General features: G+C 71.3%; 19 protein-coding genes. 11 read left to right on the top strand and 8 right to left on the bottom strand.

Annotated elements, in window-relative coordinates; translation table 11 throughout:
- Window positions 1-157 precede the first annotated feature (157 nt).
- On the bottom strand, window positions 158-1219 hold the full coding sequence (locus UWG_RS0115750) for an endonuclease/exonuclease/phosphatase family protein (protein ID WP_016908186.1): 1062 nt from the start codon (window positions 1217-1219) through the stop codon (window positions 158-160).
- Window positions 1220-1434: 215 nt separating this feature from the next.
- Complete coding sequence (locus UWG_RS0115745; protein ID WP_016908185.1) at window positions 1435-2415, bottom strand: zinc-dependent alcohol dehydrogenase family protein; 981 nt, start codon at window positions 2413-2415, stop codon at window positions 1435-1437.
- 225 nt (window positions 2416-2640) lie between these two features.
- Here UWG_RS0115745 and UWG_RS0115740 point away from each other — a divergent pair, with 225 nt between their 5' ends.
- Window positions 2641-4320: an AMP-binding protein gene (locus tag UWG_RS0115740; protein WP_016908184.1), complete on the top strand. Its 1680-nt coding sequence runs from the start codon at window positions 2641-2643 to the stop codon at window positions 4318-4320.
- A 230-nt stretch (window positions 4321-4550) separates the two neighbouring features.
- Here the strand turns inward: UWG_RS0115740 and UWG_RS0115735 are convergent, their stop codons facing one another.
- A complete protein-coding gene (locus UWG_RS0115735) occupies window positions 4551-5063 on the bottom strand; it encodes a MarR family transcriptional regulator (protein ID WP_029391487.1) in 513 nt (170 codons plus the stop codon).
- A 66-nt stretch (window positions 5064-5129) separates the two neighbouring features.
- Between UWG_RS0115735 and UWG_RS0115730 the strand changes: the two genes are divergently transcribed.
- Window positions 5130-6125 (top strand): quinone oxidoreductase family protein, encoded by a 996-nt coding sequence (locus UWG_RS0115730; RefSeq protein WP_016908182.1) that lies wholly within the window; start codon window positions 5130-5132, stop codon window positions 6123-6125.
- A gap of 74 nt (window positions 6126-6199) precedes the next feature.
- Here the strand turns inward: UWG_RS0115730 and UWG_RS0115725 are convergent, their stop codons facing one another.
- From UWG_RS0115725 to UWG_RS31730, 3 genes are all read right to left on the bottom strand, one after another.
- A complete protein-coding gene (locus UWG_RS0115725) occupies window positions 6200-6832 on the bottom strand; it encodes a DUF4276 family protein (RefSeq protein WP_029391486.1) in 633 nt (210 codons plus the stop codon).
- The gene (locus tag UWG_RS0115720; protein WP_016908180.1) at window positions 6829-8244 is read right to left on the bottom strand and encodes an AAA family ATPase; all 1416 of its coding nucleotides are present in this window, start codon (window positions 8242-8244) and stop codon (window positions 6829-6831) included. Before UWG_RS0115720 ends, UWG_RS0115725 begins: the two co-directional genes overlap by 4 nt.
- A 286-nt stretch (window positions 8245-8530) precedes the next feature.
- The gene (locus tag UWG_RS31730) at window positions 8531-9157 is read right to left on the bottom strand and encodes an ATP-binding protein (RefSeq protein WP_016908179.1); all 627 of its coding nucleotides are present in this window, start codon (window positions 9155-9157) and stop codon (window positions 8531-8533) included.
- Between the two features lie 198 nt (window positions 9158-9355).
- Here UWG_RS31730 and UWG_RS0115710 point away from each other — a divergent pair, with 198 nt between their 5' ends.
- Both UWG_RS0115710 and UWG_RS0115705 read left to right on the top strand, forming a co-directional pair.
- The gene (locus UWG_RS0115710) at window positions 9356-10237 is read left to right on the top strand and encodes a helix-turn-helix domain-containing protein (protein WP_050988583.1); all 882 of its coding nucleotides are present in this window, start codon (window positions 9356-9358) and stop codon (window positions 10235-10237) included.
- Entirely contained in the window at window positions 10206-10418 is a 213-nt protein-coding gene (locus tag UWG_RS0115705) for a DUF397 domain-containing protein (RefSeq protein ID WP_016908177.1), read from the top strand. Before UWG_RS0115710 ends, UWG_RS0115705 begins: the two co-directional genes overlap by 32 nt.
- 258 nt (window positions 10419-10676) lie before the next feature.
- On the opposite strand, the gene UWG_RS0115700 is transcribed toward UWG_RS0115705, so the two are convergent.
- Both UWG_RS0115700 and UWG_RS0115695 read right to left on the bottom strand, forming a co-directional pair.
- On the bottom strand, window positions 10677-11399 hold the full coding sequence (locus tag UWG_RS0115700; RefSeq protein WP_016908176.1) for a hypothetical protein: 723 nt from the start codon (window positions 11397-11399) through the stop codon (window positions 10677-10679).
- A 146-nt stretch (window positions 11400-11545) separates the two neighbouring features.
- Entirely contained in the window at window positions 11546-11974 is a 429-nt protein-coding gene (locus tag UWG_RS0115695; RefSeq protein ID WP_016908175.1) for a VOC family protein, read from the bottom strand.
- A gap of 135 nt (window positions 11975-12109) precedes the next feature.
- On the opposite strand from UWG_RS0115695, the gene UWG_RS33055 reads away from it, so the two are divergent.
- The 7 genes from UWG_RS33055 to UWG_RS0115660 all read left to right on the top strand — a co-directional run bounded on the left by UWG_RS33055 (window position 12110) and on the right by UWG_RS0115660 (window position 18241).
- Entirely contained in the window at window positions 12110-12400 is a 291-nt protein-coding gene (locus tag UWG_RS33055; protein WP_029391484.1) for a hypothetical protein, read from the top strand.
- The gene (locus UWG_RS33050) at window positions 12397-12825 is read left to right on the top strand and encodes a helix-turn-helix domain-containing protein (RefSeq protein ID WP_016908173.1); all 429 of its coding nucleotides are present in this window, start codon (window positions 12397-12399) and stop codon (window positions 12823-12825) included. The genes UWG_RS33055 and UWG_RS33050 overlap by 4 nt, the downstream gene beginning before the upstream one ends.
- Window positions 12826-13053: 228 nt before the next feature.
- On the top strand, window positions 13054-13569 hold the full coding sequence (uraD, locus tag UWG_RS0115680) for a 2-oxo-4-hydroxy-4-carboxy-5-ureidoimidazoline decarboxylase (RefSeq protein ID WP_016908172.1): 516 nt from the start codon (window positions 13054-13056) through the stop codon (window positions 13567-13569).
- Window positions 13566-13907 (top strand): hydroxyisourate hydrolase, encoded by a 342-nt coding sequence (gene uraH / locus UWG_RS0115675; protein WP_016908171.1) that lies wholly within the window; start codon window positions 13566-13568, stop codon window positions 13905-13907. Before uraD ends, uraH begins: the two co-directional genes overlap by 4 nt.
- Window positions 13908-13912: 5 nt before the next feature.
- Window positions 13913-14875: a factor-independent urate hydroxylase gene (pucL, locus tag UWG_RS0115670; protein WP_016908170.1), complete on the top strand. Its 963-nt coding sequence runs from the start codon at window positions 13913-13915 to the stop codon at window positions 14873-14875.
- Between the two features lie 82 nt (window positions 14876-14957).
- Window positions 14958-16355, top strand: a complete 1398-nt coding sequence (locus UWG_RS0115665; RefSeq protein ID WP_016908169.1) for an 8-oxoguanine deaminase — start codon at window positions 14958-14960, stop codon at window positions 16353-16355.
- A gap of 398 nt (window positions 16356-16753) precedes the next feature.
- On the top strand, window positions 16754-18241 hold the full coding sequence (locus UWG_RS0115660) for a solute carrier family 23 protein (protein WP_016908168.1): 1488 nt from the start codon (window positions 16754-16756) through the stop codon (window positions 18239-18241).
- Window positions 18242-18599: the final 358 nt, after the last annotated feature.

The raw sequence follows: 18599 nt of genomic DNA, 5'->3' as shown, positions 1-18599 counted from the left end.
CCCCGCCGTGCTCGCGGCGGTGCGGCAGGCGACGGGGCGTGCGCTGCGGCGCACCCCGCTGCGGCCCGAGCATCTGCTGGAGGTGTGAGAGGGGGCCGGGCGTTCGCGAGGCGAGCGTCCGGCGCTCCTCAACTCCCTTGTGAACGCGCGCACTTGGTCAGTCGTCTTCCGCCGCGAAGAGTTTGACGTCGGCGACGAGGGCGCGGTGGTCGGTGCCGGGCAGGTCGAGGAAGTCGGCGCCGATCGCGACCATGCGGTCGCCCAGGAGGACATGGTCGATCTGCGCGCCGAGGGGCGGCGCCGTCGCCGTCGGCCACGTGGGCGTGCGGGACTGGCCTGCCTGGCGCGCGGCGTCGTCGAGGCCGGTGTCGAGGACGGCGCGGAAGGCGGCGTGGTCCTGCGAGGAGTTGAAGTCGCCCGCCATCAGCAGGGGTTCGCCGTGCGGCCGCTCGGCGAGCCGGCGCAGCACGCCCAACTCCCGCTTCCACGCCGTCGTTTCGCCGACATCGGGCGGCATGGGGTGGACGACCTGCACCCGCACCCGGCTCTCGCCGATGCGCACCACGGCGCCCGGCATCGCCATCCGGCTCTCGTCGAGGGACGTCTCCCCGCCGAGCGGGAACCTGCTCAGCAGCGCCGAGCCGCCGGCCCCTTCGGACGGGGCGACGACGCGGTGCGGGTAGAGGTCGCGGAGTTCGGCCGTCCGGAGCGCGCGTGCGCACCTGGGGTTGCACTCCTGGACCGAGACGAGCTGCGGGCGCTCGTCGCGCAGCGTCTCGACGAGACCTCTCGTCGCCCCGCCGTGCTCGAGGTTGGCGGTGAGGACCCGGAACCTGGCCTCCGCCGGGCGCTCGGCCGAGCCCTCGGGCGCGTCCGCGCCGTACGGCTGGAGGAACCAGCCCGTCGCCGCCAGCGCCGCGGCGGCCCAGCCGAGGAGGAGCCAGCGCCGTGCCAGCGCGGCGTAGGCGAGAGCCAGCCAGCCGGGTGCGAGGAACCACGGGAGGAAGGCGAGGAGTTGGGGGAGGGGGGTGGGGCCGTCGACGTCGAGGGCGCGCGCGGCGAGCGGCGCCGTGATGACGGCGAGGAAGAGCGCGGCCGTCCAGGCGGCAAGCCCCGGCGCGCGCCTGCCGCGCCCCGCCGCACCGCGCCGCGCCGTGCGGCCCGGCCGCACGGCGACGGCCCCGCTGCGTGCTCTGGTCCCGCGGTCTCCCCGTGCCACCGACCCTGCCCCTCTCCTCCGGAGCCCCACCGGGCGCCTCCCGGGTGCGACTCCGGGCGTCACCCCGCCCTGCTCGGGCGCGCGCCCGCGGATGCCTGCCCCGATCATGCCCCGCCACGCGCCCGTACGGCGAGGCCCGCCCGTACGTGTGGCGGCGGAGCACACGCCGGCGCACGGCGTGCCCGACGGGCGCCGACCGCCCCTGCGCTCCCGTCTCAGGCCTGGGGAAGCAGCAGCACCTTCCCGGCGCGGCCCGCGGCCGCCTCGTGCTCCAGCGCCCTGCGGACCTCCGCGAGGGGGTGGCGCGCGGCGACGGGCGAGGCCGTCTCCCCGTCCAGGGTGAGCCCCTGCGCCTCCGCCAACGCCCTCTCCAGCCACGGTCGTTCGGCCCCGTGCACGACGTCGCGCAGCCGGAAGAGGACGAGCCGCACGTCGGGCCGGTAGCGGGACGGGTCGGGGAGCGGGGCGCCGGAGAGCAGCCCGTAGTGGACGAACGTGCCGCCGTGCGCCAACCCCCGGGCGAGTGCGGCGCCTTGCTCCCCGCCGACGGCGTCGAAGACGACGGCGGGCCCGCGTCCGCCGGTGCGCGCATCGATCGCCGGCGCAAGCTCCTGCTCCTCGGTGCAGACCACCTCGGACTCGTCCACGAGCCCGGCGAGCCGCGCGCGACCGGCCGCACCGCGCACCACGGCGACCGGTGCGCAGCCGCGCTCCGAGAGCAGCCGCAGCAGCATCCGTCCGATCGCGGAACCCGCGGCGTCCACGACGGCGCGCGCGCCCGGCACGCCGTACCCGCGGGCCATCAGCACGGCCGTGAGCGGATTCACATAGGCCAACGCCGCCTGCTCGTCGTCGAGTTCGGGGAGTACGGGGAAGCACCACCGCGCCTCGACCGTCCGCACCTGCTGCCAGGCGCCCGCGCTCCCCAGCGGCAGCATCCGCGCGCCGGGCGCGATGCCGGCGACGTCGGAGCCGACCCGTTCCACCACCCCCACGCCCTCGTAACCCGGCACGAACGGCAGTCCGGTGCGCGACGGGTAGGCGCCCGCGATGGTGACGACGTCCGACGGGTTGACGGCCGCCGCCGTCATCCGCAGGGCGACCTGCCCGGGCCCCGGCGGAGGCGGCGCGTACTCCTCGACCTCGACCACCCGGTGCGCAGGACCGAAGGACCGCACGACCGCGCGCAGCGCCATCCGTGCTCCCCCCCTCGTCAACCGACCGCCCGCGCGCCCACGTTACGGGGCGGCCGGCCGGGCGTGCGGGAAAGGGTGCCCGCGCCCGGAGTCGAATGCGCTGCCGGCGGGCAGGGAGGACAGCATCACCCGTGCGAGCCCGCCGGCAGCGCAGGGGTGGTGCGCGTGCCGCGCCCCGTACACGATGTGGCGGTACGCAGCAGTGTCCGGTACGAGGAGGAACGTATGCCCGCGCAGACACCGACCAGCGCCTTCCGCTCCGCAAGGGACACCCTGCTGCGGCACAGGGGCGACTACGCCGCGGCGCGTGCGCGCTTCGAGTGGCCGCGCCCCGAGCACTTCAACTGGGCGCTCGACTGGTTCGACCGCATCGCGGACGGCAACGACCGGGTCGCCCTCCACCTCGTCGAGGAGGACGGCAGAGAGACCCAGGTGACGTTCGAGGAGATGCGCAAACGCTCCAACCGCGTCGCCAACTGGCTGCGCGGGCACGGCGTCGGGCCGGGCGACGGCGTGGTCCTGATGCTCGGCAATCAGGTCGAACTGTGGGAGACGCTGCTGGCGCTGATGAAGCTGCGCGCCGTCGTGATCCCCGCGACGCCGCTGCTCGGCCCCGCCGACCTCGCCGACCGCCTCGCGCGCGGCGGCGCCGGGTTCGTCGTGGCACGCGCCGAGGACACCGGGAAGTTCCTCGACGTACCCGGCGACTACACCAGGATCAGCGTCGGCGGCGAGACGGCAGCGGACGGCTGGCTCGCCTACGCGGAGACCCGGACGGCGCCCGCCGTCTTCGAGCCGCAGGGCGAGACCCGCGCCGACGACCGCCTCCTCCTCTACTTCACCTCCGGAACCACTGCACTCCCCAAACTCGTTGCGCACACGCACGGTTCGTACCCGATCGGCCACCTGTCGACGATGTACTGGATCGGCCTCAAGCCCGGCGACATCCACATGAACATCTCCTCGCCCGGCTGGGCGAAGCACGCGTACAGCAGCTTCTTCGCCCCGTGGTCGGGCGAGGCGACGATCTTCGTCTACAACTACACCCGGTTCGACGCCGGCCGGCTGATGTCCGAGATGGACCGCCTGGGCGTGGACACCTTCTGCGCGCCGCCGACGGTCTGGCGGATGCTGATCCAGGCCGATCTCGGCCAACTCAGCCGCCCGCCCCGGGAGTTGGTGGCGGCGGGGGAGCCGCTCAACCCCGAGGTGATCGAGCGGGTCGAACGGGCGTGGGGTGTGCAGGTGCGCGACGGCTTCGGCCAGACGGAGACGAGCGTCGGCATCGGCAACTTCCCCGGCCAGCGGGTCAAGCCGGGCTCCATGGGGCAGCCGGCCCCGGGTTTCGAGATCGCTCTCCTCGACCCCGTCACGGGCGAGCCGGGCGCCACGGAGGGCGAGATCTCCTTCGACCTCCACCGGCGCCCCGTCGGCGTCATGACCGGCTACGCGGGCGACGAGGAGCGCAACGCCCGTGTTCTCGCCGGGGGTTACTACCGCACGGGCGACATCGGAACCCTCGACGAGGACGGCTACGTGACGTACGTGGGCCGAAGCGACGACGTCTTCAAGGCTTCCGACTACAAGGTCTCCCCCTTCGAGCTGGAGAGCGCCCTCCTCCAGCACGAGGCGGTCGCCGAGGCCGCCGTCGTCCCTTCCCCCGACCCGCTGCGCCTCGCCGTCCCGAAGGCGTACATCGTCTGCGCCGAGGGCTGGGAGCCGGGCCCGGCGACGGCGAAGGAGATCTTCGCCCACTCCCGCGCGGTCCTCGCGCCCTTCCAGCGCGTCCGCCTCATCGAGTTCTCGGAACTGCCGAAGACGGTCTCGGGGAAGATCCGGCGGGTGGAGCTGCGGGCACATGCGGCAGGGGAGGACGGGGAGCCGGGGGAGGAGTACCGGGATTGAGGGAGGCGCCCGGCCGTCGAGGCGGCCGGGCGCCCGTCGCCGTACGTGGGTGAGGGCGGCTCGACTGCCGGGTGACCGCACTCCGACCCGCCCCGGGCCCGACTGCCGGTTCCCGAGCAGGTGAGGGGCTGTCGGGCGTGGCGGGATACGAGCGAGACACCGCGGGTTCGAGGACGCGTCGCGCGGGCGTGGTGAGCCTTCCCCGGCGGCAGGTCGACTGCTCTGCGTCGTCAGTCGAGCAGATCGGGACGAAACCGCAAGCCCTCGCGCGGCATGCGTTCAAGATCCGTCAGCACGCGGGCGATGACGGCCAAATCTGCCTCGTCGTAGCGGTGGAGGAACGCGCGCAAGCCTTCCTCCATCTCGGCGTGCAGGCTCCGGTGCGCCTGCCGGATCTCCGCACCCACGGGGGCGAGGCGCAGGTGCACCTCCTTGAGGTTGTCCGGGAGCCGGTGCCGTTCGAGCGCGCCGGCGACGACGAGGCGGCGCACCTGCTTCGACACCGTGCCCTTCGGCACGCCGGTGGCCCGGGAGAGTCCGACGACGTTGATCGAGCCCTCCACCGGGACGGCGTCGAGCAAGTGCAGTGCCTGCACGCTCAGTCGGGGCACGAGTCGGGCCGCTTCGGGGGAGCACCGATCGACGAGCCACTGCTGCTCGGTGTCGTCCTCCGCCGTGAAGCGCCCTGCCACCTGTGCGAGCAGCTGCTCGATCTGCCCCACGGCGCCAGTCTTGGTCTCCATGGAAACCATCTTGCCCGAACGTGCGGCGCCCATTATTGTTTCGTTGGAAACCATAATGGAGGACGCGTGAGAGCAGCAGTCGTCGAACGGTTGGGAGCCTCGCCGCGCTACGCCGAGGTCGACGAACCGAGCCCGGCGGAGGGCCTGGTCGTCGCCGAGGTGCAGGCGGCGGCGTTGAAGAACATCGAGCGGGCGCTGGTCGCGGGCACGCACTACGCCAGCCGGCGACTACCCCTTCCGGGGCAGATCGGGACGGACGCGGTCGTGGTCCTGCCCGACGGCCGCCGCGTGTACACAGGGGCGACGCCGCCCGGTGGCGCGATGGCCGAGCGGATGCTGGTCGACCCGGAGTCGAGCGTCGAGGTTCCGGAAACGCTCGACGACGGCACGGCTGCGGCGTTGCCGAACGCAGCCGTCTCGGCCTGGTTCGCGCTGGAGTGCGCAGGGCAGGTCCGCCCCGGTCAGTCGGTGCTCGTCCTCGGCGCAACCGGGGTCACCGGCTCGCTCGCCGCGCAGTTGGCGAAACAGCGGTTCCAGGCCGGCCGCGTCGTGGCCGTCGGCCGCAACACCGAGCGCCTCGCCCGGCTCACCGCGTCCGGAGCGGACTCCGTCGTCGAGCTCGGTCCGGACGATGCCGCGGGTGACCAACTCGAGGCGCGGCTCCACCGATTGCACACGGAGCAGCCGTTCGACCTGGTGCTGGACTACCTCTGGGGCAGCCCGGCCCAGCAGACGTTGCGGGCACTCGGCGGTGACGATCTGGCGGCCGAGTTCCACCGCACCCGCTACGTGCAGATCGGCGAGATGGCCGGGCCGACCGTCGACCTCCCGGCCGGCGTTCTTCGCAGCGCAGGACTCGAACTCGTCGGCCAGGGCGCCGGCAGCGTGCCTCGCGAGGCGTTCGCCAGAGTCGTCCCGGAGATCCTGCCGACCCTCTTCGCGATGCTCGCCGACGGGTCCCTCACGGTGGAGACCGAAGCCTGGCCCCTGTCCAGGATCGCGGAGGCCTGGGCCGCGCCCGGGCGTTCGGGGGTGCGGGTCGTGGTGACGCCCGGGGGGTGAACGAGTGCTTCGTACCGCCGTCGTCGGAGCCGCTGCAGTTGCTCGCCTGCCACTCGGTCCGCACCCCACCGTGCTCAACGTCGTGGAGATCGGAACGCCTCCTCAAGGTCGTGGATGAAGGCTTGCCAGGACGGGAGACACGCCACCGGCCCTCGGGGGTCGAGAAGCTCGAGCATGCGCTGCCGGTGCTGCGTGAATCTCTTCTGGAACTGGACGAGGCGCCTTCCTCTGCACTCGCTCGCCCGCGCGAGCGAGTCCTTGAGCAGCGCCTTGGGGTCGGCGATCTTCTCTGCTGCCAGTCCGTTCGGGAGGTCCAGCGGGACGCGGCCGCGAGGGTTCTCCGCGACGCGGCGGAGGCATGCTTCGTCGAGCAGAAGCCAGGCTTCGAGCATTCGAATCGGAACCACTGCGACGTGGTGAACGCCCGGCCATTCTTTGACAACAGCGGCTTCGATCTCGTCCCGGCGGTCCTGCGCACTCCCACGATCGGCGTCGCGCTGCGCCACCACCAGGTCGTAGGCGCCGCCGAGTTCGTGCGCGGCCTGCAGCTTCTGCTGAACCGAGTGGCCGACCGGAGGCCGCAGCAGGCTGAAGTCCGGCACTGTGACGGACACTTCCCTGCCGCCGCGTGCAGCCACGTTTTCGATGTGCGGTACAAGACCGTTGTCGCTTGTTCCCTCTCCCACGAAAAGAACACGCATCGTCATGCGATCTCCCCGTCGAGCGTGAGCTGTGCTCCGGCCGGAGCAGTGAGGTAGGGAAGGATGTCGGCCTTGGTGACGTAGGCACCGTCGGCCTTCCCTGCGCGCCAGGTGCCGGCGAGCGGCCTGAGCCTCAGAGCCCTGCTCGGCGGTCCGCCCGCCACCTTGCGCACGACGGTGTCCGCGAAGAGCAGGTCGTCTGCAAGCACGAGCTGCAGGACGCCCGGCGAGTGGGTGTTGATGAGCACTTGACGGAAGGGGTTGTCCGCACCGGGCGCCGACCGGGCGTCGACGGCAAGGTCCTGCACGAGGTCGACCATGGCGTTGAGGTTCGCCGGGTGGATTCCGTTCTCGGGTTCCTCCATGCAGATCAGCCCGCGCACGGTGGGGTCCTCCAGGAGAACGCAGAGGGCGAGGAAGCGGAGCGTGCCTTCGGAGAGACTGCGAGCGGGCAGCGTCAGACCCGCGGTCTCCAGCACGTTGACCGTCAGCAGTTGCCGCACCTCGTCCTGGTCCACCTCCAAGTCGCGGACGTGGACGCCGATGAGGTCCGACAGCCGCCCGGCCACGCGTGCGTAGATCCGTTCCGGGTCCGTCCTCGGTTCCGCGTGGGCGACCCGGAAGAGTGTCGCAGGAAGGTGGGAACCGTCGGCCCCCATGACCGAGGGGTCGACGTACCGCGCGGAACTCCGGAGTGCGGACGGTTCGAGTGCGAGACGTCGCCACGACTCCATTTCTCTGCGGGCGGCGAGGATGGTGGGGTCGTCGCTGCTGGTGATCGTGGACACGACGGTCGCGGGGGCTCTGGAGGCGGCCGCCGGCTTCGGCTGCCCTCGACTTCCGCCGTCCTGATGGATCTTGACGATCGACTCCCCGGACTCCGCGGTGGTGGAGATGAACGGGGCGCCGCTGCGGTGACCGAGAAGCACGGTGTTCCTGAAACTCGCGGCGCTGTGCGGGAATTGGAGGTGCTGCCGCGCGTCGCCCTTCTTGATGTGGTGCAGTTCCTCGTGAAGGAGGGTGAGCCTGCCGAAGCGGTCCAAGCCGGACGGTTGTTGGTAGCCGATCTCCAACTCGTACCGGAGAAAGGTGGTGGTGGGGCTGGCGGCCCTGCCGAAGTCGTCCTCGATGTCCTGTGGCACGATCATCTCGGCGGCGAACCGCATCCGGTGGTCTCCGGGTCCGTACCCTTTCCAGAAGAGGTCCCGTGGATCGCCGTGGCGCTCGCCGTGCTCCCCGCGGACTTCTTGCGCCGCTTCCATCATGGACTGGTCGGCCAGCAGACTCAGGAATTGAATGGCGTCGAAGACATTCGACTTTCCGGTGCCGTTCTCGCCCGCGATGCAGGTGAACGGACCGAAGTCGACGGCCAGGTCCAGCAGGTTCTTGAACCCGTTGATCTCGAGTCGAGTCAGCATCGGTCCTCGGTCCTCCCGAAGCGGGGTTGAGCTCGTCAGTGTATCGATCATGCGCATCCGGCAGGAGATCGCCGACGGCCGGGAGGCGAACGGGTGCTTCGTGAGTGCGGCACGTCCAACGAACGGGACCTTGACGCCGACGGCGACAGGAGCGCCGACCCCCGTACATCCGCGCGCAGATGGCCTGGGCGACCCCGCGTCTCGGCTCATGCGTCGCGGCGGCGGAACAGCAGGCGCCTGCCGGGAGTGGGAGGGTTTGCTTCACCGCGTGGGGCGGTCAGGCGGGCTATTCCTGCCGGCGCACAAGTGCGAGGCCCGAAGGCTTCTGGGGTGAGTGTTCCGGAAAGACGAGTCGGCTGCTCGTCACCACGTCGAAGAACCCGTGCCCTCGTGCGGACCAGTGTTCCCTGGCCAGTTGGTCTCGCTCGGCCGCCGAGTCGCAAGTTCCCGAGTCCCAGGTGCACATGCGGTCACGTTCATACGTGTTGCAGAAAGCCTCATAAGCCGGGGGCACTTCGTCGTCACGGACCATTGCCGGCTCTGCGCGGAACACGCAGCCGACGGTCTTGCCGGTAGGAGTCGGTGTCGTCCACCAGCTGTGACACAGAGCGTTCACCAACTGCATGCCCCGGCCGGTCACGTCGCCGAGGGAGACGTCGTGAAGCACGGGGAGCAACCGGCTCCGGTCGGACACTTCGACGAGGAGGCAGCTCCTTGCTCGCCAGAGTCCGAGTTCGCATTGGTCCCCGGCGTGCTCCAGCACGTTGGCGAGCAGCTCAGAGAGGATCAACACGACGTCGTCCGCCACGACTTCGCATCCCCAGTCGATCAGGCGTTTGCCGACTTCCCACCTGGTGGTCCGTACCACCTCGGGTGTCAGGTGCAGGTACCGGTGCATCTCAGGCCGCCCCATGGCTCCTCCAGTGCACGTCGCCCAACTGCCCTTATGCACACGTGCGTTCAGTCGTTTGCCTGCCGCTTCTACGGGATTGGTGAAGATGCTGGACGACTCGTGAGTCGCAGGCAAGTCTTCCTACAGTTATCCACTCGTTTGATTGAGGTTGACATATGACGGCTGTACAGGGGCAGCGGGGGCGGACATCATGTGGCCATGGCCCAGAGCGACATGCCCACGATGCGTAGCAAGCGGCTCGGTGGAGAGCTGAAGAGGCTCCGTCAAGCGGCAGGTATCAACACCAAGGAAGCCGCTGAAAAGTTGATGTGCGGCCAGCCCAAGATCAGCCAGATCGAGAACGGGCGACGCGGTATCAGGCAGCTCGACCTGGCTCTGCTGCTCGACTACTACGGCGTCGAAGACCAGGCGATCAAGGACAACTTGGCACGCTTGGCCAAGTCGATTCACCAAGTGGACTGGTGGCAGGGGCAAGGACCGCTACTGCACGATGAGTTGAGGGATTTCCTGACGCTGGAGTCCGACTCCAGCGTGGCCAGGGTGTTCGAGAACATGCTTGTCCCTGGGCTGCTTCAGACCGAGGGGTACATGCGGGAGATCTTCACGGCGAACATTGAGGATGAGCGGGTTGAGGTCCTCACCGCTACACGTCTCCGCAGAGCTGAACTCTTGAAGCGCCGGACCGAGTTCCGGTACCGGACAATCATCGACGAGGCGGCTTTGCATCGCATCCCTGACGAGCCCGGCCTCGCCGCCGACCAGCTGCGCCACCTACTCGCCATGAGCCGTCTGCCGAACGTTACGATCCAGGTACTCAGCACTCGGGCGAGAGTGCCCCTGGAGCAGATCGCGCCATATCACGTACTTACACTCACAGGCCAACCAGCCATGGACGTGGTGTGGTTGGAGCACATGGCTGGCGGTGCGTTGTTGGAACAAGAGGCTGATGTGGCACTCTTCACGCGCATGTGGGACGAGCTGTCTGCGGCTGCCATGCCGCCCGTCGAGTCCCGCAGCTACATCGGTGATTTGATCGGAAGAGTGGAAAATGGCGACGGACGCAGTGCCCCAGCGCGGTGAGTTTGAGGGAGCGGGCTGGCGCAAGAGCAGCTACAGCGGGAGCAACAACGCGTGCGTCGAGCACGCCGCGCTCGGCGAACAACGCCAGGGCGTGCGAGACATGAAGGACCCAGGCCGCAGGCACACCTTGGTCTTCGACGGGCCCGCGTGGCACTCCTTCGTGGAGTCGCTCAAGAGCTAGACGGGGTGGCGAACTGGCGTCTCCGGTATCGCTGGGGGCCAGCGACGTCTTAACGTCACTGCTACCGCCCGGTGTCGGCGCTCGGGCGAAGCAGCCGAAGCAGCTCCCTGGCTCGATGGAGTGAGCTGACCGGCCCCCACCGAAAGGTGGCGGGTCGGTTTCGTGCTCGACGAGCCGGGCACCAGCAACATCGGGATGAGCCCCGACTCCCGTAAGCTCCCGCGCAGTTGGCCTCCACACCCGCGCGCACTCCGCCCCTCACCCCGGCGTGGCCCGGATCAAATCGTCCGCCGGATCATTGACCGGCTGCGGGGTGCCGGTGAGGTCGAGGACGAAGAGGGGGACGCCGAGTTCGTCGGCGCGGGTGCGGGCGTCGCGGGCGTAGCCGGCGAGGGAGAAGCAGACGGAGACGGCGGACTCGTTGAGGCCGTTGAGCCAGAGTGTCTCGACGTCGCGGAGGGCGGTCGGTGCGGTGGACGGGTCGACGTGGGCGACGACGCCGGGGCCGCGGAGGTCGACGCCGGAGGAGGGGCGGCGCTCCCTGACGCGGACGTCGGCGAAGCCGAGCCAGCGGAGGTACTGGGCCGCCGCCGTCCTGGCGTCCTGCGCCGTGCGGATCGTCACCGGGTGGAAGGCGGGGCGGCGCTTCGGCGGGGCGCCGGCGCGGAGTGCCGAGGGGCGCGGTGGCTGGGCCGACTGGGCGGCGGTCGGCGGCGGTTGCGTCCGGGCCACGGGCAGGCAGAGTAACGCGCCGCATTCGCAGGCGAGTTCGGGCTGCGGCCACTCGTCGTCGCGCCCGCACTGGGCGCAGCGCACCGAGACCCAGCTCCCCTCCCAGGTGCGGTGGTCGCGGCGGACGGGCGGCGCCGAGCGCAGCAGCGGCAGCACCACGGGAGCGGTGCAGGAACAGGGATAGACGGGCGCGGTGTACGTGTGCTCCCGACGGCATACAGGGCAGCGCACGAGCACGCTTTCGGCCATCTCTGGGGCTCCCGGCGGTGGTTCACGGTGGCGGTCTGTACGGGGCGGGACGGAGGGCCCAGCCTGTGGCCCAATCGTCCCCGATGGGAGCGATTTTACGAAGAGGCAGCGACATCGGAACCCACGGGTTCGGGGTGCACCGCACGTCAGTCGGAGGTCTCGGCTCCGTCGAGGCTCACCTGCCAGGTGACGCCGAACCGGTCGGCGACCCAGCCGAAGCGCTCGCTGAAGCCGTACTCGTCGAGCGGCATGAGGATCTGCCCGTCCTCGGCGAGTCCGGAGAAGAGCCGGTCGACCTCGTCCGCGGTGCCGCAGCGGACGTAGAGCGAGATGGCGGGCGTGAAGCCGAACCCGTGCTCGATCGGGCTGTCGATGAGGTTGAGTTGCTCGCCCGCGATGCCGAGCACCGCGTGCTTGACGGTGCCTTCGGGGCCCTCCTCCCCCGCGCCGTAGCGGGTGAGCGACAGGACCTCGCCGTCGTCGAAGAGCGAGGTGTACAGGTCGATCGCCTCTTGGGCGCGGCCGTTCTGGAACATCAGGAAGGGGGTGAGCCTCTGCGGTACCGGCGCTGCCACTGCGTTCTCCTCTCGTGGTGGGCCGCCCGTCTTCGGCGGCCGGGGCGGGCCGTCGGCCCGGCCCAAGGTCTCATGCCGGGCACACGCCGCGGGGGAGCGGCGCTCTGCCGGCGGGCGAAATGACAAGCTGGTGCCATGCGATTGCGAGTCGAGTGCACCACCGAGCCGTTCGACCTCCAGGAGGCGCCTCCCCACGCGCTCGCCGCGAGAAAGGTGGTGGAGTCGGGGGAGTTGGACGAGGTGGACGTCGGTCCTTTCGGCAACACGGCGGAGGGCGACGCCTCCCGGGTGCTGGAGACGGTGGACGCGCTGCTCCGCTCCTCGCTCGCGGCCGGTGCGACGCGGATCTCCCTCCAGGTGAGCGTGGTCCCCGAGGAGGCCGCCGACGAGGACGGCGTCGAGACGGCCGGGACGGGGGAGCGGTGACGGCGGAGGCGGACACCGGGCAGGAGGCCGCGCATGAGGAGGGGGCGCGCTTCGTGGAGGCGGTGCGTCCGCTCGTCGACGCGTTCGGGGGCGACCTGCTCCCGGTCGAGCGCGCCGCGGTCGACGACGTCGTGCTGCGCTGGGAGGGGCAGGAGGTCGCTGCGGTGCGGCTGCCGCACCTCGCCGAGTCGCTCGACCGGATACTCGGCGAGCTGGAGCGCCGCTACGGCATGCCGCTCGCCCAACTCGACCGCAAGGAGAAGCAGTCGGTGGTGCGCAGCCTGGAGGCGCGCGGTGCTTTCGTGGTGCGCCACGGCGTGGAGACGGTCGCGCAGGCGCTGGGCGTCAGCCGCTTCACCGTCTACAACTACATCAACTACCGCGACGAGCAGCGCGCGAGGGACCACGGCGAAGAGCGGGGCTGAGCCCGGCCGGCCGCACGGTACCGCCGCGCGGCCGGCCTCCTCGGCGGAGCCGCGCGGAGCGCGCCGCGGTGGCGCGTGAACGCGTCGTGTCGCGGATGTTTCCCAACAGCCGCTCTTCAACAAACTGTTGACGACGCTCGGTCGGCGCGCTTGGCTGTCTTCCGACCCGAACGAGCGATCGTCCGGGTCGGCACGAGCCCAACCGCCTCACGGCTCCGGAGGTCACGTGTGACGTCCCGTTCCGCGCCAGGTCTCACCTGGCTCAACTCGTCGGAGGAGGAGGCCGCGCGAGCCGCCCTGCACCGGGTGTGCGCGGCCCGCGCCTGGGCGACGGCGCTCCTCGGCGCCCGCCCCTTCCCCGGCCTCCCGCAGTTGCTCGACGCCAGCGACACCGCCGTCGCCGCCCTCACCGCAGGGGACGTCGACGAAGCGCTCGCGGGCCATCCCCGCATCGGCAGACCCGAGCCGTCGGACGCCGTCTCCTCCCGCGAGCAGCGCGGTATGGCGGACGCTTCCGAACGGCTGCGCGCCGACATGCTCGAACTCAACCTCGCCTACCAGGAGAAGTTCGGCCACACCTTCCTCGTCTGCGCCACCGGACTCACCGGCGAGCAGTTGCGTGACGCCGCCCGCCACCGGCTCGACAATCCGCCCGAACGCGAACGCGAGGCCGTGCGCACGGAGTTGGGGAAGATCAACCGGCTCCGCCTCACCCGCCTCGCCGAGGAAGGGGTCGCGGCATGAGCAGCCCGCCCGCAGCCACCGTCTCCACCCACGTGCTCGACACATCCGCGGGCCGGCCCGCCGCCGGCGTCCCCGTCCGGCTCGCCGTGCGCACCGGGCGCGACGGCGAGTGGCAGCCGCACGCCGAGAGCAGCACCGACGGGGACGGCCGCTGCCGCGACCTCCCCGCCCTCCCCGAGGGCGCCGCCTGGGCCCGTCTCCACTTCGACACGGGCAGCTACTCGGACGTCGGGTTCTTCCCCGAGGTCTCCACCGTCTTCGCCGTCGCACCGGGCGAGCACCACCATGTGCCGCTGCTGCTCAGCCCGTTCGGCTACTCCGTATACCGAGGGAGCTGATCCACGTGACCGAGACCGCGCAACCCGCCGCCCCGCGTCCCGCCGCCGTGCGGGCCGTGCTCGGGCAGAACCAGTACGGAAAGTCCGAGGTCCGCGTCCTCAAGGTGACCCGGGAGGGCGCCGGGCACCGGATCAGGGACCTCAACGTCTCCGTCGCGCTCCAGGGCGACCTCGACGAGGTCCACTACTCGGGCAGCAACGCCCACGTGCTGCCGACCGACACCACGAAGAACACCGTCTACGCCTTCGCCAAGGAACACGGCGTCGCCTCGCCGGAGGAGTTCGGGACGCTGCTCGCCCGGCACTTCGTCGCGACGTGCGCGCCGATCACACGGGCCCGCATCCGGGTCGAGGAGTACGCGTGGTCCCGCATCGACGCGGCGGGCGGCGTCTCCGAGGACGACGCCGGCACGGGACACTCGTTCGTCCGCAGCGGACGCTGCGTCCGGACGGCGCAGGTCACCCACGACGCACGCGGCACCGAGGTCCTCTCCGGCGTCAAGGGCCTCACCGTGCTCAACTCCACCGACTCGGAGTTCCACGGCTACGTCAAGGACGGCTACACCACGCTCGTCGAGGAGTACGACCGCATCCTCGCCACGGACGTCACCGCCTGGTGGCGCCACCTCGGCGCGGCAGCCCCCGAGGACGGCTGGAACGCGGCCCACGCCGAGGTGGAGCGCCGCCTCCTCGCCGCCTTCGCCGGCACCTACTCGTACTCGCTCCAGCAGACGCTCTACGAGATGGGCGCGGACGTCCTCGAAGGGCGCCCCGAACTCGGCGAGATACGCCTCTCGATGCCGAACAAGCACCACTTCCGCGTGGACCTCTCGCCGTTCGGCCTCTCCAACGAGCCAGCGGACGGCGCCGTCTACTACGCGGCCGACCGCCCGTACGGGCTGATCGAGGCGACGGTGGTGCGCGAGGGGGAGGCCGAGCGGATACCCGTCGACCTGAGCAACCTGTGAGCGGCGAGCGGTCGCCGGCGCGCGCGCAGCCGCCGGCCGGCGGAACGGCGGGCCGACCCGGGGGCCGCCGGAAGGGAGCAGCATGACGGGGCAGTCAACGTCGGGCGCAGCCGCGGCGGTCGACATGGAGCGCACCGTCGTCGAGGGCTGCGCGATCGCGACGGTGGACGGCCACGGAACCGAATACGCGACGGGGCACCTCGTCCTCGCCGGCGACCGGATCGAGGCCGTGGGCCCGGGACCCGCGCCCGGCGGCCTCGAGCGCGTCGTGCGCCGCGTCGACGGGCGGGGGCAGCTCGCCACGCCGGGGCTCGTCAACACCCACCACCACTTCTACCAGTGGCTCACCAGGGGTCTCGCCCAGGACTCCCCGCTCTTCGACTGGCTCGTGGAGCTCTACCCCGTCTGGTCCCTGATCGACGAGGAGATGGTGCACGCCGCCGCGCGCGCCTCGCTCGGGATGATGGTGCGGGGCGGCACCACGACCGCCGCCGACCACCACTACATCTTCCCGCGCGGCACGGGTGACTTGCTGGGCGCCGAGGTCGACGCCGCGCGACGGCTCGGTGTGCGCCTCACGGCGGCCCGCGGCTCCATGGACCTCGGCGCCTCCGACGGGGGCCTCCCGCCGGACTTCGCCGTCGAGACCACCGAAGGCGCGCTGCGGGCCACCGAGGAGGCGGTGGCGCGGTACCACGACCCCTCACCCGAGTCGACGGTGCAGGTGGCCGTCGCGCCCTGCTCCCCGTTCTCGGTGACCGGCGAACTCCTCAGTGAGTCGGCCGAGTTGGCGAGACGGCTGGGCGTACGGCTGCACACCCACGGTTCCGAGACGCGGGAGGAGGCGGAGTTCTGCCGGGAGCGGTTCGGCATGGGCCCCACCGACTACCTCGCCTCCACCGGCTGGCTCGGTGAGGACGTCTGGATGGCACATTGCGTGCACATGGACGACGCCGACATCGACGCCTTCGCACGCACCGGCACCGGCGTCGCCCACTGCCCGTCGTCCAACGCCCGCCTCGCCGCCGGGCTGGCGCGGGTGCCCGCGATGCTCGACGCGGGAGTGCCCGTCGGCCTCGGCGTCGACGGGACCGCGTCGAACGAGTCGGGCGAGCTCCACACCGAGCTGCGCAACGCGCTGCTCCTCAACCGGCTCGGCGAGCGGCGCGAGGCGGCGCTCGACGTACGCGCCGCGCTACGGCTCGCCACCGCAGGCGGCGCCCGAGTCCTCGGCAGGCAGCGGGAGTTGGGGTCGTTGGAGCCCGGCAAGCTCGCGGACCTCGTCCTCTGGCGCCTGGACGGCCTCGGGCACTCCACCGTCGAGGACCCCGTCGCAGCGCTCGTCCTCGGCGCCGCGGCGCCGGTGGCGCTCTCCTTCGTCGGGGGAAGGCCCGTGGTGGAGGACGGCGTGCTCCTCGGCGACGACGAGACGGCGATCGCGCGCGAAGCCGCCGTCCAGGCACGGAGGTTGCGACGATGATGTCCTTACGCTGAGCCGCGGCACCGCATGCCCGGCACCGAGCCGAGTCCCCGACACCCGCCAGGCGAGCCCCACTTCACCGAGCCTCGCCGTGCACCCCGGCCCTCGCGGGGGTCACCCTCCGCGAGGGCGCCGCCGAGCGGCCGACCGATGCCGGCCGCCGCAGCACCGGCGCCCAACTCCTCCCGCACGCCCGCGCATTGACCGGGTCCACGCCGCCGGTGCACACCCGCACTTCCGTACCTCCGCACAGGCCCGCGCCCCGACGCGACCGCCGCCGCGCCCTCCGTACGGCGGCACCCGCGCGTCCGCGGCGCCCACGAGCGCACCGAGCAACGCCGTGCCACCCACCAGGAGAACGCGTGCCCCGCGCACGGAAGACCCACAGGAGGACCCAGGTGTCCGACCGTCCCGACGCGCCGCAAGGCCGCCCCGACAGGAAACGCGACTCCCCTTCCGCCGCCCCCGACCGACCGGCACGGGATCACCCGCAGTCGGAGGGGACAGCGCGGGCGAAGCACCCCGTGGACCGGGGCATGCCGCCGCTGAAGCTCCTCACCAGCGGCCTCCAGCACGTGGCGGCGATGTACGCGGGCGTCGTGGCCCCGCCGCTCGTCATCGGCGCGGCCGTCGGGCTCTCCGTCTCCGAGTTGACGTTCCTCACCGGCGCGAGCCTCTTCATGGCCGGCATGGCGACTCTTCTCCAGACGCTCGGTGTATGGCGGATCGGCGCGCGGCTGCCGTTCGTCAACGGTGCCACCTTCGCGACCGTCGCGCCGATGCTGGCGATCAGCAAGGCCGAAGGGTCCGAGAACGCCCTCCCCGTGATATTCGGCGCGACGATGGTCGCCGCCGCGCTCGGTTTCGTGATCGCGCCGTACTTCAGCAGGCTGGTGCGGTTCCTGCCGCCGGTCGTCACCGGCACCGTGATCACGCTCATCGGCCTTTCGCTCCTGCCGGTCGCCTTCAACTGGGCCCAGGGCGGCGACGAAAGCGACCCGCACTACGGCGAAGGACGCAACATCGCCATGGCCGGCGCGACCCTCGTCCTCGTCCTCCTCATCCGCCGCTTCACCCGCGGCTTCTGGAAGCAGATCGCCGTCCTCCTCGGTCTCGCGGCCGGCACCGTGCTGGCGGTCCCGGTCGGCCTCACCGACTTCACCGCGGTCCGTGAGGCCGGCCTCGTCGGCTTCCCGACGCCGTTCCACTTCGGCGCCCCGCAGTTCGCGGCGGCGGCGATCGTCTCCATGTGCGTGGTCATGCTCGTCTCGATGACGGAGTCGACGGCCGACATGCTCGCGCTGGGGCAGATCGTCGAACGCCCCGCGGACGAGCGGACGATAGCCGCGGGGCTGCGGGCCGACACGCTCGGCTCCTTCGTGAGCCCGTTCTTCAACGGCCTGATGTGCAGCGCCTTCGCGCAGAACATCGGCCTCGTGGCGATGACGCACATCCGCAGCAGGTACGTCGTCGCGACAGGCGGCGGCATCCTCGTGCTGATGGGGCTCTGCCCGATGGCGGCCGGGCTGATCGCCACGGTTCCGCAGCCGGTGCTCGGTGGTGCCGGGGTCGTCCTCTTCGGGTCCGTCGCGGCGAGCGGCATCAACACGTTGCTCAGGGCGGGGCTCGACAAGGACAGCAACATGATGATCGTCGGCATCTCGCTCGCCGTCGGCGTGATCCCGATCGCGGCGCCCGACTTCTACCACGCGTTCCCGGAGAGCGCGAAGATCATCCTCGACTCCGGTATCTCCACCGGGTGCGTGGTGGCCGTCCTCCTCAACCTCGTCTTCCACCACACCGGGCGCCGGGGCGCGCCCCCGCACGAGGAGACGGCGACGGAGCCCGCGCCCGAACGCGACGGCAGGCGGGGCGCCGAGGCGTAGCGGGCGGCGGACGGGCGGGCGGTTCCGGGCAGTTCGGGACCGTGCCGCCCGAACGCCGTGCGGGACGGGGGGAGTCGGGAGGAGCCGCAGGCGCATGTGTGCAGGTCTGCACCGAATCTTCGCGCCGGAAGGGACGGTTGCTGCCCTCCGTACGGAACCGGAACGGCCTCTGCTGCTCTCCCCTACGGGTGTGCGGTGCCGCGTCGCCCTGGGTGCCTGTCCTGCGCATACAGGCTGACAGGATGGACGCCGCACTGTCCCCTGCACGCGCAAGACACCTGGAGTTATGGCCCGATGTCGTTCAACAACCCGTACGGTCCTGGCCCCCAGGGCCAGAACCCGTACACGCAGCCGCCGC

Source organism: Streptomyces xiaopingdaonensis, assembly GCF_000262345.1.
Taxonomy (GTDB): domain Bacteria; phylum Actinomycetota; class Actinomycetes; order Streptomycetales; family Streptomycetaceae; genus Streptomyces; species Streptomyces xiaopingdaonensis.
The sequence above is the reverse complement of the archived record's forward strand: the minus strand, read 5'-3'. Positions and strand labels throughout refer to the sequence as shown.